A 15,493-nucleotide genomic window follows, 5' to 3' on the forward strand; every position below is an offset into this window, starting at 1 on the left:
GTATCGAAAATGTATATTTGTCAATCAACTTTACTATAAGAAAAATGAATATAAGATGAATAAAATTGCTTTAATTACTGGAGTTACTGGTCAAGATGGAGCTTATTTAACCGAGCTATTATTAAAAAAAGGGTATGAAGTTCATGGAATTAAAAGAAGAGCTTCTAGTTTTAATACACAAAGAATAGATCATTTATACCAAGACCCACATATCGAAAACAGAAAACTCTTTTTGCATTATGGAGATATGACAGATACTTCTAATTTAATTAGAATTATACAAGAAGTAAAGCCAGATGAGATCTATAATTTAGCAGCAATGAGCCATGTACATGTTTCTTTCGAAACACCAGAATATACTGCCAATGTAGATGGTTTAGGCACCTTAAGATTGTTAGAAGCCATTCGAATCTTAAATCTCGAAAAGAAAACGAAAATTTACCAAGCATCAACATCAGAATTGTATGGTAAAGTACAAGAAGTACCACAAACAGAAACAACCCCTTTTTACCCAAGAAGCCCTTATGGCGTTGCAAAAATTTATGCTTATTGGATTACTGTAAATTACAGAGAAGCCTATAACTTATTTGCTTGTAATGGAATTCTATTCAATCACGAATCTCCAATTAGAGGCGAAACTTTTGTAACAAGAAAAATTACAAGAGCCGTTTCTAAAATAGCATTAAATTTACAAGATAAAGTATATTTAGGAAATTTAGATGCGAAAAGAGATTGGGGGCATGCCAAAGATTACGTAAGAATGATGTGGATGATTTTGCAGGCAGAAAAACCAGAAGATTGGGTAATTGCCACAGGAAAAACAACTACAGTTAGAGATTTTGTTAAATTCGCCTTTGCAGAAGTTGGCGTTACTTTAGAGTTTAAAGGAGAAGGAGAAAATGAAAAAGGCTATATAAAATCTTGTACAAATACCGCTTATAATTTAGAAATAGGAAAAGAAGTAGTTGCAGTAGATTCACATTATTATAGACCTACAGAGGTAGATCTATTAATAGGAGATGCTACAAAGGCAAAAGAAAAATTAGGTTGGGAGCCAGAATTTACACTGCAAGATTTGGTAAAAGATATGATGAAAAACGACTTGAGTTTAATGAAAAAAGAAATCTATCTTAAAAAAGGCGGACACGATATTTTAAATAATTATGAATAAAAATGATAAAATATTTCTTGCAGGACATAGAGGTTTGGTTGGAAGTGCACTTCTAAAAAACCTACAAAAAAGAGGTTTTAAAAACATAATTACCAAAACGCATAAAGAACTAGACTTAACAAATCAGCAAGCAACTGCTGATTTTTTTGCGAATGAAAAACCAGATTATGTCTTTTTAGCCGCTGCTAAAGTTGGCGGTATTGTTGCAAACAATACTTATAGGGCAGATTTTATTTATCATAATTTAATGATTCAAAACAATGTAATTCACGAAAGTTATGTTTCTGGTGTAAAAAAACTCCTATTTTTAGGAAGCACTTGTATTTATCCTAAAAATGCAATACAACCAATTAAAGAAGAATCGTTATTAACCAATGTTTTAGAATATACAAACGAACCTTATGCGATTGCAAAAATTGCAGGAATAAAACTGTGTGAAAGTTATAATTTGCAATACGGAACTAACTTTATTTCTGTAATGCCAACAAACTTATATGGCCCTAATGACAATTTCGATTTAGAAAAATCTCATGTTTTACCTGCACTTATAAAGAAAATTCATTTAGCAAAATTGTTAGAAGAAGATAAAAAAGAAGCTGTTGTAAAAGATTTAGATGTTTCTAATTTTAGTGAAGCAGCAATTATTTTGTCTAAATTCGGAATTTCATCAGAAAAAATAGAAATCTGGGGAACAGGAAAGCCGATGCGAGAATTTTTATGGTCGGAAGATATGGCAGATGCCTGTGTACATATAATGCAAAACGTAGATTTTAAATATTTAATAAAAGATAAAAAAGAAGTTCGAAACACACACATAAATATTGGTACAGGAAACGATATTACTATTAAAGATTTAGCAAATCTTATAAAAGAAGTTGTTGGTTATAAAGGTGAATTTGTTTTTAATTCAGACAAACCAGATGGCACCATGCGTAAAGTTACAGATGTTTCTAAATTAAAGAAATTAGGTTGGCAACATTCTGTAAAATTAGAAGAAGGTGTACAAATAATGTATGATTGGTATTTGAAGTAAAATTATGCTAAAAAAAATAAGTTCAGACAATTTAATTATACTTAAAAACCTCTCCTTTTTATCTGTGTTGAGGTTTTTTAATATTGGTGTAAAATTTTTATTAGTTGCTTATTTAGTAAGGGTATTAGGGAAGATTAATTATGGAGTTTTAACATGGGTTGATTCTGCAATTCAATATTTTATTATTTTTATAAATTTTGGTTTTAATGTTTATGCAGCAAAATATATTGTAGATAATAGAAGTTCTAAAAGTAATTTAAATAAAATTACTTCTGGCGTTTTTACTGTAAAGGCAATTCTTTTTTTAACTAGTTTTATTATTCTTTTTTTTCTTACCTACTTAGATGTTTTTGCAATCTATAAAAACTACCTTTTTCTAATGCTATTTATGGGAATAGGAGAAGTTTTTTTTCCTGTTTGGTATTTTCAGGGAGTAGAAAAATTAAAATTAGCAACTTACATAACGATTATCTCTAGGTTAGTTCTTATAATTGGTACACTTCTGTTTGTATTGTATCCAGAAGATTTAAAAATTCATATATATTTATTAATTGTTTCGAGTTCTTTAATGGGACTTTTAGGCTATTTTACACTTGTTCGTAAATTCGATTTTAAATTTTTGTGGGTGGGCTATTCAACTTTATTAAAATTGTTTAAAGAGGCCTATATGTTTTTTTTAGGAAGGTTTTTATCTTTAACCTTTAACTTTATGACCATTTTTTTAATAGGAGTATATTACACGATGGATTATGTAACTGGTTTCGACATAGCCTTAAAAATAGTTTTAGTTTGTATAATTCCTTTCGACATGTTACAGCAGGCTGTTTTTCCAACAATAACAAGAACCAAAAATAAATCACTCATTAAAAAATTAATATTTGTTAGTGTGTTTCTTGGAATTATTCTGTCTATTATTCTTTATTTTTTTTCTACAGAATTGCTACAACTTTTTGGAGGTAAAGAAGTTACAAGTTATAGTAATGTTTTAGAAACGTTAGCTATTATCCCTCCATTTGTAGCGTTAACTTTTATTTTAGGAACCTGTACTTTAGTTGCATTTGGCTATAATAAACAGTTTAACCAATCTTTAATAATTTCCTCTTTAATTTATATCTTTATCGTTCTAATCTTACATATGTTCGATATTCTTACTTTTTGGAACCTTGTTTATTTGAGAGTTTTGTCTGACGTTCTTTTGGCATTAATTAGAGTTTATTATGTGTTTGAAAAACAAATTCTTTAAGTCTTATGGGGTTTAAAAAAATACATGGAGTAGTTTTTAAATATCTTATTAGTTTGTTTGTGTTTGACATTTTGGTGGTTTTTATACTTAATTCAATTTTCGAGAAAGCATTTGCATACATTCCTTATTATAGACTCTCTATAATTCTATTTACGTTTACTTTTTTTACACCTATTTTTCTTATAAAGTTGCAAAAATTTAAATTTAGGAAAGTTAAAAATGAAGATTACATAGTCATATTATGGTTTTTATTTGCTTTTATAGAATTTATACATGGAGCTCTTTTAGGAAACCCTAAATTGTATTTGTTTGCAGATTTTATTTATATAATTTTTGGAGGTTACATTTACATTATGCTTAGCAACTTAATTTCTAGTAGTAAAAGTACTAAAGGAAGTTTAGTGAATTTTGCAAAGTGGTTAATTTTAGTTTTTGTTTTATTCTACTTTATAAATGGGTCTTTTTCTGAAAATTATTATTTTATCCTCTTAAGTTTAGGGTATATATTTTTAATTAAAAAAAAATATTGGTTTAGTGCATTTGTTTTAATTCCTTTTTTAATACAAATTAAAGATTCAAATAGAGCTTTACTAATATGTTTTGTAACGGTAGTTATTTTTTATTTTATTTACAAAATAGGTTTGTATTTAAAAAAACAAGATCGAATATTTATTTTTACATTTTTATTTTTTTTCTTAGTTTTTTTTAGTCAAGAGTTGTTATCTATTTTATTTGAGATAGTGCCTAAAGGGTCTGGTTTACATTTTAGAATAAAGCAAGCCTTAGATATATTTAACAAGGGTATAGATTTTAATAACCCACAACATATATCTATCGCTCAAAGAATTGTAGAGGCTAAGGTTGTTGTTAGTTTGTGGTTAAACAACATAGTATCTTTTCTCTTTGGATGTGGTTTAGGTGGAGTCATAGATGGTAAACTTTTTATAGACCCATCTGTTACAACAACGGCTTTAATGGGTAGTAAATCTATACATAATATTCACTTATTACCATTTGCTTTAATACATAAATACGGTTTATTGGGGTTGATAATTTTCTTTATGTTGGTAATTGATTTATTAAATTCTTTTAGGAATATTTTTAAGAAAAATCAGAGTATTGTTTTTATATTTTGGAATCTCATTTTTATTTTAATCTTTGTGTATTCATTACCAGCAGCATCTTTTTTATGGGCATCTCCTCTATTTTGGATCTCCTTATCAATGAAAAGAAAAGCTATCTATAAAAAACCATTTTAAATGAATAAGCAAAAGATATTAGGTTTTAGTTTTCTATTGTTTTCTATATTTCCATTGATACCTAATCGAATAAAAGGTTTACCTGTAATACTATTCTTTTTAAGTTCTATTTATCTTGCAAAGAAATATAAATGTAAAGTCTTAAATATTAGAAAAACCATTTTTTTAAGTAGTTTATTTTTATTAATATTAATTAGCCTTCTTTATACTGAAAATTTTAATAAAATAGATCAAATTTTATCGACAAGACTCTCATTAATAGTATTTCCTGTATCTTTTTCATTAATAGAATCAACAAAGATTAAACTACAAAAAAAATATGTTTTGTGGTTTTCTAAAATTTTTATTTTTTCTACAATTTTATTTAGCCTCTTAATTTTTTATAAAATTTACAGTTTAGGTTATTATCACGATAAAGTAAATATTAATGATGTTTACAACAACTTAACTAATAATGTTTTTGGAGTTCAGCAACATCCTATTTACAGCTCTATTTTTATTTCTTTGGCTTTATTCTTTTTACTTAAGGAAATAGTTAATAAAAATATGTATTTAAAAATTCTTCATTTTTGTGGAATTATATTTCTTTGTTATATACTTTTCTTTCTTTCAAGAAGGGGAACCTTAATAGCGTTGGCAGTTAGTTTAATTTCTGTTTTTTTACTAAGATTTAAAAAGTTATCAATTAAGAAAATTGCTGTAATTGGTATTTTGGCAGTTTTTGGCATAACTTTTTTTACACCCGTTTTAAAAAAAAGATTTAAAGAGGTATTTTATAATATTACCTATAAAGAAGTTAATTCAGACAATTCTTCTAGTATTAGATACGGAGTTTATGACTGTGTCACGAAAGTTATTAAAAATAATTGGTGGATAGGTTATGGAATTGGAGACGTACAAGACGAATTAGTAAAATGCTATGCTTCGAAATCTAAAATTCTTGTAGAAGGAAAATATAATTCGCACAACCAATATTTTAGTTTTATGTTAAGTAACGGATTACTTGGAGCAATTTTTTTAATTTGGATTCTAATAAAAACCTTAAAATTAGGTATTAGAAACAATGAAGTAATTATTGTTTCTTTAATGATTTTTTACTCTATTGTTTTGCTATTTGAGAATATTTTGGAAAGACAGTCTGGTATTATATTATTTATGTTTTTTCTTTCATATTTTAATTTTAAAGACTACAAAAACCTTCTAAATGTTAAAAAATAAAAGAGTATTAATAATCGGTCCCTTACCAAACCCTATATCTGGAGTTTCATTGGCGAACAAAGTCGTTAAAAAAATATTAGATAAATCTACTGCCTTTAAAACAAACACAATTAATACCTCTTATCCAGTTTTTAAAGATAGTGTGGGTAGTTTTTCATTTCATAAATTATTTTTTTTTCTGAAGCTTAACTTTAAGGCTTTAAAAGTTTTTAAAAACGATATTATTTATATTACACCAGGACAAACTTTTTTTGGAGTTACAAAATATAGTATTTTTATCCTGCTAGCATCAATATTAAATAAGGAGTTAGTTATACATGTTCATGGTAACTATTTAGGTAAGCAATATAAGAAGTTAAAAGGTATTAAAAAGAAAACATTCTATTTTTTGGTTTCTAAATTCACGAAAGGGATTGTGTTATCTTCTTCATTAAAAAATAATTTACTACCATTTTTAGATGAATCGAAGATATTTATAGTGTATAATTTTGCTGAAGACTATTTATATAACAACTCAAATACAAGCACATTTAATAAATTAAAAATTATTTATTTAAGTAATTTAATGGAAGAAAAAGGAATACTTTTTTTATTAGAAGCCTTAAAAGAATTAGAGAAACAAGATATTGTATATGAGGCAAAAATTGCTGGCAATATAGACGAAAGTTTAAAAGCTCAAATAATAGAAAAGGTAAACAATCTTAAACATACAACTTACGAAGGAGTAGTTTATGGAAAAGAAAAAAAGAAATTATTGGAATGGAGTAATATTTTTGTGCTACCGACGTTTTACAAAATGGAAGGTCAACCTATTTCTATTTTAGAAGCATTGGCTACAGAAAATGTTATTATTGCAACTAACCATGCAGGTATTCCAGATATTATAAAAACAGAAATCAATGGGTATATTGTTGCTCCCAAAAGCGCTAACAGTATATTAGAACCACTTTTATTTCTAGACAAGAATAAGTTTAAAATAAAAGAGATTACCAGTGTCAATAAAAAATATTTTATTGATAATTTTACCGTGAAAAATTTCACAGAGAAAATTACTGAAACCTTAAATGCATCTACAAAAGTTAAATAAATTTAAATTACCAAATAACTTTCGAGGGAGAAATGCTTTTGTAGTTCAGCTATGGTGGTTGGTTCAAGCAATTTTTTTTAGAACATCTCCACAGTTTTTATATGGATATAGACGTTTTATTTTAAGATTATTTGGTGCAAAAATTGGAAAGAAAGTAATAATAAGACCATCTGCAAAAATAACATATCCATGGAAAATTCGTATTGGGGATTATTCCTGGATAGGAGATGATGTTGTATTATATTCTTTAGGTGAAATAGAAATAGGTAAAAATGTTGTAGTATCTCAAAAATGCTATATCTGTACAGGATCTCACGATTATTTAAAATCAGATTTCCCTATATATGCAAAAAAAATTATTATTGAAGATGAGGTTTGGTTGGCAACAGATGTATTTGTATCTCCAGGGATAATAATAAAAACGGGAACAGTTGTAGGTTCTAGAAGCAGTGTTTACAAAGATTTACCTTCAAACAAGTTATGTATTGGAAATCCCGCAAAAGTGATTAGAGAAAGAAAAAAATGAGTAGTAAAAAGAATATTCTAATATTATCCCCTTTTTTTTATCCAGAGTTAATATCTACAGGTAAATTTAATACGGATTTAGCAAGAGAATTAGCAAAACAAGGCCATAATATAACAATACTATGCTTTCATCCTTTTTACCCAAATTGGAAAACAAAAAAAAGTGAAGATTTTATAAATAATATAAAAATAATTAGAGGAGGTAAAAATATAAAATATCCAAAGAAACAGTTTTTAAGAAGAATGGTTTTAGAATTTAGTTTTTCTTTTTTTCTTTTAAGAAAATTAGGAAAACATCAAAAGAATAAAGACATAGTTATTCCTGTATTTCCACCAAGTTTTGGCTTTTATGCTTCTTTACTTTTTTTAAATAAAAAGTTAAAAAAAGTAGGAATGGTACATGATTTACAAGAAGTGTATTCTAAAAATAAAACTGGTGTATTAAATAAAATAATACATTCATTAATTCATAAAATTGAAAAGAAATGTTATAAAAATTGCGATAAACTAATTTTTTTATCTACTGAAATGAAAGTTAAAGCAAAAGAACTTTATAATTTAAATGAGAAAAACTTAGAAGTTCAATATCCTTTTATAAATTTAAAAAAAACGATATCAAATTCTTTAGGAAACATACTTAATAAGCAAACTACGAATATTGTTTATTCAGGAGCATTAGGGGAAAAACAAAATCCTTATGAATTATATAATTTTTTTGATTTTGCTTCACGTAAAATTAGTAATTCACAATTTTACTTTTTCTCACAAGGCATTATTTTCGATACATTAAAAAGTAAAAATAAAAACTCCCAAATAAACTTCCATAATTTAGTTAATATAGAACATTTAGAAGAGTTATACATGAGAAGTACAGTACAAATTGTACCTCAAAAAGAGAATACTTCAAAAGGATCTTTACCTTCTAAACTTCCTAATTTGTTAGTTTCTGGATGTAAAGTTCTTGTTATTACAGATAAAAATAGTGAAATAGAAAAAGTATTTAAGTCTAATGGATTAAGTCAAATTTCCAACTCTTGGTCTTACCAAAAACTACTTAACTCATTAAATCTTTTATTAGAAAAAGATACAGATGTAACGCATCAAAAGAATGTTGCAAAAAAATTATTTACAATTGAAGAAATGATTCTTAAAGTTTTACGTTAAAATAATATATTTGTTAATGCAATAAAGTTTAGATTGAAGAAAAGGTACTCTCACTACATACGTCCATTACAAATTATATTAGATGTTTTTTTAATATTTTTTGTTGTATTTGTTATTAAAGATAAAGATTATTTAAACATATCTTTTTTATCTTACATTACTTTATTTTGGTTAATTACCTCTTATTTCTTTGGTTTTTATAAAGTTTATAGACACACAAGTGCTCTTAGAATTTTTACCCTTTTAGGAAAACAATTTTTAATTTTTACGTTAGGATATTTTGCTTATTTCGGTATTTTTAGAGAAGGAGAAGTTGTTAATAATCAATTTTTAATTCTATCTACAATTCTTTTAACCATAACAATAATAAAACTTTCTAGTTTTCTAATTTTAAAAAAATATAGATCTTTAGGTAATAATTTTAGAACAACAATTGTTTTAGGTTATGATGATTCTGCCAAAAAAGTAATTAAAATATTTAATAGTAAAGCAAATTTAGGATATAGATACTTAGGGTTTTTTTCTGATAAAGAACATAAACAGTCTAATTATTTAGGAAAATTAAAAACTGTTTTTAAATATGTAGAAGAAAATAATGTAGATGAAATTTATTGTTCGTTAACAGTTTTAAATAGTAAACAAATTAAAGAAATTAATAAATTTGTTTTAGAAAAAGGCATTCTATTAAAATTGATACCAAACTCAAATGAATTGTATAGTAAAAATCAAACTGTAGAGTTTTACGACGATACATTAATGGTTTTAAATGTAAAAAAATTACCATTTGAGTTTGCTGAGAATTTTTATATTAAGAGGGTTTTTGATATATTTTTTTCACTTTTTATTTGCATTTTTTTACTTTCTTGGTTAATGCCAATTCTTTGGATTCTAGTTAAAATAGAATCTAAAGGACCCTTAATATTTAAACAAAAAAGAGAAGGCATTAATGGAGATGAATTTGTTTGTTATAAATTTAGATCCATGAAAATAAACGATTTATCAGACAAAGTTCATGCCACAAAAAATGATGTTAGAGTAACCAAAATCGGGATGTTTCTAAGAAAAACAAGTATGGATGAATTACCTCAATTTATCAATGTTTTATTAGGCGATATGAGTGTAGTTGGGCCAAGGCCACACTTAGAAAGTTTATCTTTAGAATATCAAAAAGATGTGGACGATTATTTAAAAAGACATATTGTAAAACCCGGTATTACAGGTTTAGCACAAGTTTCTGGGTATAGAGGAGAGATTAAAAAAAAATCTGATATTAAAAACAGAATTAGACTTGATATTTTTATATAGAAAATTGGTCCTTCTTTTTAGATGTAAAAATTATTATAAAAACAGTACTAAATGTTTTTCAAGGAGAAGAAAAAGCTTATTAATGAATAAAGAAACAATTGTATCTGCAACCATTGTACTTTTTAAAGAAGAAATATCTACTTTAAAAGAAACAGTAGCTTGTTTCTTAAAGACTTCAATAGAAAAGAAACTATTTTTAATTGATAATAATCCAACAAATAGATTAGAAAAAGAATTTAACCATTCCGATTTAGAATATATTTTTACTGGTAAAAATATTGGTTTTGGTGCCGCACATAATATCGTTTTAAATAAAATTAACTCACAATTTCATTTGATACTAAATCCAGATGTAGAATTTAATGCTACTGTAATCCCTTTATTAATTGATGAATTAGGTAAACAAAATAGCGTCTCTTTTATTACTCCAAAAATAATTTACCCTAACTATCAAATGCAGTATGTTTGCAGAAAACATCCTACAATTTTCGATTTAATAAATAGAAAAATTAAGATTTCTAAAAATCAAAATATTAAAAATCAATATAAAAACTTAGATTTAGAAAAAACTTTTTACCCTGAATTTATCCATGGCTGTTTTATGCTTTTTAAAACAGAAGAATTTAAAAATTTAAACGGATTTGATGAACGTTATTTTTTATATATGGAAGATGCAGATATCTGTAGAAGAATAGAAAAAAACAATAAAAAAATTCAATATTACCCAAAAGTTAAAGTAATACATCAACATCAACAAGGCTCTTCAAAAAACATAAAACTTTTTTTTAGACACATCTCTTCTGCAATAAAATATTTTTTAAAGTGGGGTTTTTAGTTTCCTAAAAAATTATAAAATATATTTGCATATCAAACAACAAAACAAAAAATGAACATTCTTATATTAGGCTCAGGAGGTAGAGAACATGCATTTGCATTAAAATTATCGGAAAGTAATAAAGTAAATCAACTTTTTGTAGCACCAGGAAATGCTGGTACTCACAAAATTGCAACCAATATTAATATAAATCCAACAGATTTTAAAGCTGTAAAAGAAACCGTTTTAAAAAATGATATAAAAATGGTGGTTGTTGGTCCTGAAGCTCCTTTAGTAAACGGTGTTCACGATTTTTTTCTTTCAGATAGTGAGCTAAAAAATATTCCAGTAATTGGCCCTAAAAAAGATGGAGCATTGTTAGAAGGTAGTAAAGATTTCTCGAAGCAATTCATGCAAAAACATGGCATTCCAACTGCAAAATACAAATCATTTACAAAAGATAATTTAGAAGAAGGTTATGCTTTTTTAGAAACTTTACAAGCACCTTACGTTTTAAAAGCAGATGGTTTAGCAGCAGGTAAAGGAGTTTTAATTTTGTTTTCTTTAGAAGAAGCAAAAGCAGAACTAAAAGAAATGCTTACCAACCAAAAATTCGGAGAAGCTTCATCAACCGTGGTAATTGAAGAATTTTTAAAAGGAATCGAATTGTCGGTTTTTGTATTAACAGATGGTAAAAACTATAAAATTTTACCTTCAGCAAAAGATTATAAAAGAATTGGAGAAGGTGATACTGGTTTAAATACAGGTGGAATGGGAGCCATTTCTCCAGTACCTTTTGCAGACGATGCTTTTTTAGATAAAGTTGAAGAATTGGTGGTAAAACCAACCATAAATGGGTTACAAAAAGATGGAATCGATTACAGAGGTTTTATTTTTATTGGTTTAATGAACGACAATGGAAATCCATCAGTAGTAGAGTACAATGTTCGAATGGGAGATCCAGAAACAGAAGTTGTTTTACCAAGAATAGAATCCGATTTATTTGATTTGTTTGATGGTGTTGCCAACCAAAATTTAGAGGAGAAGTTGTTTCAAGTAACCCCAAAAACGGCCACTACAGTAATGTTGGTTTCTGGTGGATATCCAGAAAGTTACGAAAAAAACAAAGAAATTACGGGCTTAGAAAACGTAAAAGAATCTACCATTTTTCATGCAGGAACCACTTTAAAAGACCACAAAATCGTTACAAGTGGAGGTAGAGTAATGGCAATTACCTCTTTTGCAAATTCTATTGAAGAAGCGTTAGAAAAATCGTATAGAAGTATTGAAGAAATTCGTTTCGATAAAATGAATTTTAGAAAAGATATTGGTTTCGATTTGGTTTAGAACGTCCATTTTAAGGTTTTTTAGCAAGATTTTTTTTTTGCAAGGTTTCCTTTATCCTGCAAGGTTTTAAAAACCTTGTAGGTATAAATACAGATCGTAAATAAATTCCTTTTAACCTGAGTTCGATTAATAAATTGTCAACTGATTAGACTTTACAGTCTGATATTTTATAGCAGGTTTTTTTGGTAAAAAGCTATATGCAATAAGACCTGCGATTATGTTTGACAAGAAATTAGTAAAACTTCTATGTCTAGAATGTTCAATTTGACAAATATTTTTGAGTTCGTCATTTACGGTTTCAATAACAGAGCGTTTACGCAGTAAAATTTTATCACTCATTGTCATTAAAGAATTCTTCATATTGTTTTTAATATGAGTAATTAAATGCAATCCATCAGCAAAAAGTAACTGCATTAAATCTTTTCCAACATAACCTTTGTCCGCATATAACTTACCATAAATTTTATCTAAAAAAGACTTCTTTTTTAATGGCGTTCTATCATCAACATTAGCTTGGGTTATGCAGAAGTTTAGGATTTCACCTTTATCATTTATAACGATATGCAATTTAAAGCCATGGAACCATCCTATAGTGGATTTTCCAGTGGTTGCAATGCCTTTAAATACTTTATTATTCTTAATTCGTTTGGGGCTGCAAACTCTAACAGGTGTAGAATCTACAAAAGAAATACCCGTAGAATTACCTAAACAACATGTCTTTAAAAATAAAGTCATTGGCATGAGGTTTTGCTGCATGAGTTCTGTAAATCTATTGTATGAAACTGTAGCTGGGAAATCATCTTGCATATGCTTTTGCAAGTAATACACGTAAAAGTGTTTAAAGGTCCTAAAACCACTAAGCTGAAACAAAATGGTAATGGTAATTACCTCGCTATTTGACATAACACTGGGACGTTTTGATGGATTGCCTAAAAGGTGTTTACTGACTATTTGGTCATATTCTTTACAAAATTCATCAACAAGACAGAAAATTTCAGTAATTTTAGAGTAGATTATCATAGATAGATTTTTAGATTAATAAATTGAAATTCAATACTTTAATTTACTGAAAATCTATCTTTTTTACTAGAAAAAAATGCCTAAATTTTAATCGAACTCAGGTTTTTAGTAAAGAATCCTATTTATGATTTGAGTTTACTGTAAATTCAATTTGTAGATGATATAAACAACACCTACAAGGTTAAAAAAAACCTTGCAGGAGAGCAATATTAAAAACTAAAGATTGCTGTTTTCTAAAGATGATACATCAAAAAAAAATAATTGTTGCACCATTAAATTGGGGTTTGGGTCATGCTTCACGATGTGTGCCAATTATTAATGCATTATTAGAAAATAATTTTACCCCAATAATTGCTTCAGATGGTGCCGCTTTAGAGTTTTTACAACAAGAATTTCCAACGTTAGCCACATTAAAATTATCTTCTTATAAAATTAAATACGGTAAAAATTTAAAGAAGAATTTATTTTTTCAGCTTCCAAGAATTTTTAGAGGAATACAAAAAGAAAAAAAAATAATTCAGCTTTATGTTGATGAAAATCCTGATGTTGTTGGTATTATTTCTGATAATCGTTTTGGAGTAAACAATAAAAAGGTTACTTCTGTATATATTACCCATCAAATTAATATTTTGTCTGGTTTTGTTACTTTTCTTACAAGTAAAATTCATCAAAAAATAATTAACAAGTTTGATGAATGTTGGATTCCAGATACCTCGAATTCAGAATTTTCAGGAAAATTATCAATTTCTAAAAAAAATCTCAATCAGCAATTTATTGGAGTTTTAAGCCGATTTAAAAAACAGGAAACTCAAAAAAACATCGATGTTTTGGTTTTGCTTTCTGGTCCAGAGCCCAACAGAACTTATTTAGAAGAAAAATTAATTTCTGCATTTAAAAACGATAAAAGAAACGTAGTTTTTGTTTTAGGAAAAGTAGCCAAAAATCAAAAAAAATGGACAAAGAACAATTGTACTTTTTATAATTATGCGCTTTCAAAAGAACTTCAAGAATTTATAAATTCTAGCGAAATCGTGGTTTGTAGGTCTGGTTATTCTTCGATTATAGATTTGGCAGTTTTAGAAAAAAAAGTGTTTTTTATTCCGACTAAAAACCAACCCGAACAAGAGTATTTGGCAAAATATTTAGAAGCACAAAAAAAAGCGCCTTATTGTGAAGAGCATCTATTTACAGTAAAAAAACTAGTTGAAATAGAAGATTATAGCGGATTAAAGGCAGTAGAAACAAAATTAAATTCGAACTTATTTTGCCTTTTCCATCGTAAAAGAAAACTCTGATCCTTCACCATAAGTACTTTTTAAAAAGATGGTTTGGTTGTGGGCTTCTATAATATGCTTTACGATCGATAAACCTAAGCCAGAACCTCCTTGTTCACGAGATCTACTTTGATCTACTCTGTAAAAACGTTCGAATAAACGAGACAAGTGTTTTTGTTTAATTCCTTCGCCATTATCTGCAACTCTAACGATAAATTTACTTTGGTTATAGCTATCGATAGCAATAACAGTAGTTCCATTTGGTTTGCCGTATTTTATAGAGTTTACCACCAAGTTAATTAATACTTGCTCTATTTTTTCTATATCTGCTCTTACAAAAACAGGAAATTCGTAAACACGATCAAATTTTAGCGTAATATTTCTCTTTTTGGCTTTCATTTCGAATAAATCGAATACATTTTGTATCAATTCTAAAATATTAAAAACCTCGAAATTTATTTTTAAGCCATCGGTTTCTAGTTTGGCAATCATGTCTAAATCTTTGGTTACAGCAACCAATCTTTCGACACCTTTGTTGGCTCTTTCTAAATATTTTTTTCTTATTTCTTTGTCATTTCCTGCGCCTTCTAAAAGTGTTAAAATATAGCCTTGTACCGTAAAAAGTGGGGTTTTTAATTCGTGAGCAACGTTGCCTAAGAAGTCTCTTCGAAAAGAATCTCTTTCTGTTAAGTTTTTAATTTCCATTCGCTTGCCCTCTACAAATTTTTGCATTCTTTTAGAAAGCTTGTCTATATCTGTGGTTACAGAATCTCTTCGTAAATCTTTTACGTCTAAGATAGAAACATCTTCGTAAATTTTCTTTAAACGTCTGTAAATAAAGTGTTCTGCTCTAAATTGAATGATAAAAAAAGAAATTATAAAAAGCACAACAATAGAAATTATTATGGCTCCTATTCCTAAATGCTTAACAATAGCAAAGTAAGAAATTGTAGCAATAATTACAGAAAGCAATGTTAAATATGCTGCAGACCAAAGTGCGTAAGAGTAAGTTCTTTTAAATTTCATTCGAAGA

Annotated in this window: 14 protein-coding genes; 12 read left to right on the forward strand and 2 right to left on the reverse strand. The window is 27.2% G+C overall.

Going from position 1 to position 15,493, the window contains the following annotated elements; translation table 11 throughout:
• Positions 1 to 55: 55 nt before the first annotated feature.
• From gmd to purD, 11 genes are all read left to right on the forward strand, one after another.
• Complete coding sequence (gmd, locus tag JL193_RS08505; protein ID WP_207970402.1) at positions 56 to 1,171, forward strand: GDP-mannose 4,6-dehydratase; 1,116 nt, start codon at positions 56 to 58, stop codon at positions 1,169 to 1,171.
• The gene (locus JL193_RS08510) at positions 1,164 to 2,204 is read left to right on the forward strand and encodes a GDP-L-fucose synthase family protein (protein WP_207970403.1); all 1,041 of its coding nucleotides are present in this window, start codon (positions 1,164 to 1,166) and stop codon (positions 2,202 to 2,204) included. The genes gmd and JL193_RS08510 overlap by 8 nt, the downstream gene beginning before the upstream one ends.
• 4 nt (positions 2,205 to 2,208) lie before the next feature.
• The gene (locus JL193_RS08515) at positions 2,209 to 3,447 is read left to right on the forward strand and encodes an oligosaccharide flippase family protein (protein WP_207970404.1); all 1,239 of its coding nucleotides are present in this window, start codon (positions 2,209 to 2,211) and stop codon (positions 3,445 to 3,447) included.
• Between the two features lie 305 nt (positions 3,448 to 3,752).
• Positions 3,753 to 4,706, forward strand: a complete 954-nt coding sequence (locus JL193_RS08520) for a hypothetical protein (RefSeq protein WP_207970405.1) — start codon at positions 3,753 to 3,755, stop codon at positions 4,704 to 4,706.
• A 324-nt stretch (positions 4,707 to 5,030) separates the two neighbouring features.
• On the forward strand, positions 5,031 to 5,924 hold the full coding sequence (locus tag JL193_RS08525) for an O-antigen ligase family protein (RefSeq protein WP_207970406.1): 894 nt from the start codon (positions 5,031 to 5,033) through the stop codon (positions 5,922 to 5,924).
• On the forward strand, positions 5,911 to 7,011 hold the full coding sequence (locus tag JL193_RS08530; protein WP_207970407.1) for a glycosyltransferase family 4 protein: 1,101 nt from the start codon (positions 5,911 to 5,913) through the stop codon (positions 7,009 to 7,011). The genes JL193_RS08525 and JL193_RS08530 overlap by 14 nt, the downstream gene beginning before the upstream one ends.
• Positions 6,989 to 7,537, forward strand: coding sequence for a putative colanic acid biosynthesis acetyltransferase (locus JL193_RS08535; protein WP_207970408.1), 549 nt, complete (start codon positions 6,989 to 6,991; stop codon positions 7,535 to 7,537). The genes JL193_RS08530 and JL193_RS08535 overlap by 23 nt, the downstream gene beginning before the upstream one ends.
• Entirely contained in the window at positions 7,534 to 8,700 is a 1,167-nt protein-coding gene (locus JL193_RS08540; protein WP_207970409.1) for a glycosyltransferase, read from the forward strand. Before JL193_RS08535 ends, JL193_RS08540 begins: the two co-directional genes overlap by 4 nt.
• Positions 8,701 to 8,733: 33 nt before the next feature.
• Positions 8,734 to 10,005, forward strand: a complete 1,272-nt coding sequence (locus JL193_RS08545; RefSeq protein ID WP_254712888.1) for an exopolysaccharide biosynthesis polyprenyl glycosylphosphotransferase — start codon at positions 8,734 to 8,736, stop codon at positions 10,003 to 10,005.
• An 82-nt stretch (positions 10,006 to 10,087) separates the two neighbouring features.
• A complete protein-coding gene (locus tag JL193_RS08550; RefSeq protein ID WP_207970410.1) occupies positions 10,088 to 10,840 on the forward strand; it encodes a glycosyltransferase in 753 nt (250 codons plus the stop codon).
• Between the two features lie 51 nt (positions 10,841 to 10,891).
• Positions 10,892 to 12,166 carry a phosphoribosylamine--glycine ligase gene (gene purD, locus JL193_RS08555; protein WP_207970411.1) on the forward strand — a complete coding sequence of 425 codons (1,275 nt, stop codon included), beginning with the start codon at positions 10,892 to 10,894 and terminating at the stop codon, positions 12,164 to 12,166.
• A 126-nt stretch (positions 12,167 to 12,292) separates the two neighbouring features.
• On the opposite strand, the gene JL193_RS08560 is transcribed toward purD, so the two are convergent.
• Positions 12,293 to 13,186: an IS982 family transposase gene (locus tag JL193_RS08560; RefSeq protein ID WP_207970412.1), complete on the reverse strand. Its 894-nt coding sequence runs from the start codon at positions 13,184 to 13,186 to the stop codon at positions 12,293 to 12,295.
• Between the two features lie 239 nt (positions 13,187 to 13,425).
• Between JL193_RS08560 and JL193_RS08565 the strand changes: the two genes are divergently transcribed.
• Positions 13,426 to 14,481, forward strand: a complete 1,056-nt coding sequence (locus JL193_RS08565; protein ID WP_207970413.1) for a glycosyltransferase — start codon at positions 13,426 to 13,428, stop codon at positions 14,479 to 14,481.
• On the opposite strand, the gene JL193_RS08570 is transcribed toward JL193_RS08565, so the two are convergent.
• On the reverse strand, positions 14,446 to 15,486 hold the full coding sequence (locus JL193_RS08570; RefSeq protein ID WP_207970414.1) for a sensor histidine kinase: 1,041 nt from the start codon (positions 15,484 to 15,486) through the stop codon (positions 14,446 to 14,448). The two genes, JL193_RS08565 and JL193_RS08570, sit on opposite strands and share 36 nt — an antisense overlap.
• Positions 15,487 to 15,493: the final 7 nt, after the last annotated feature.

Source organism: Polaribacter batillariae (genome assembly GCF_017498485.1).
In the GTDB taxonomy this organism is placed as follows: domain Bacteria; phylum Bacteroidota; class Bacteroidia; order Flavobacteriales; family Flavobacteriaceae; genus Polaribacter; species Polaribacter batillariae.

Coding starts and splice junctions, on each gene's coding strand:
- gmd (WP_207970402.1), top strand. CDS start 56: ATGAATAAAATTGCTTTAATTACTGGAGTTACTGGTCAAGATGGAGCT.
- JL193_RS08510 (WP_207970403.1), top strand. CDS start 1,164: ATGAATAAAAATGATAAAATATTTCTTGCAGGACATAGAGGTTTGGTT.
- JL193_RS08515 (WP_207970404.1), top strand. CDS start 2,209: ATGCTAAAAAAAATAAGTTCAGACAATTTAATTATACTTAAAAACCTC.
- JL193_RS08530 (WP_207970407.1), top strand. CDS start 5,911: ATGTTAAAAAATAAAAGAGTATTAATAATCGGTCCCTTACCAAACCCT.
- JL193_RS08535 (WP_207970408.1), top strand. CDS start 6,989: ATGCATCTACAAAAGTTAAATAAATTTAAATTACCAAATAACTTTCGA.
- JL193_RS08540 (WP_207970409.1), top strand. CDS start 7,534: ATGAGTAGTAAAAAGAATATTCTAATATTATCCCCTTTTTTTTATCCA.
- JL193_RS08550 (WP_207970410.1), top strand. CDS start 10,088: ATGAATAAAGAAACAATTGTATCTGCAACCATTGTACTTTTTAAAGAA.
- purD (WP_207970411.1), top strand. CDS start 10,892: ATGAACATTCTTATATTAGGCTCAGGAGGTAGAGAACATGCATTTGCA.
- JL193_RS08560 (WP_207970412.1), bottom strand. CDS start 13,186: ATGATAATCTACTCTAAAATTACTGAAATTTTCTGTCTTGTTGATGAA.
- JL193_RS08565 (WP_207970413.1), top strand. CDS start 13,426: ATGATACATCAAAAAAAAATAATTGTTGCACCATTAAATTGGGGTTTG.
- JL193_RS08570 (WP_207970414.1), bottom strand. CDS start 15,486: ATGAAATTTAAAAGAACTTACTCTTACGCACTTTGGTCTGCAGCATAT.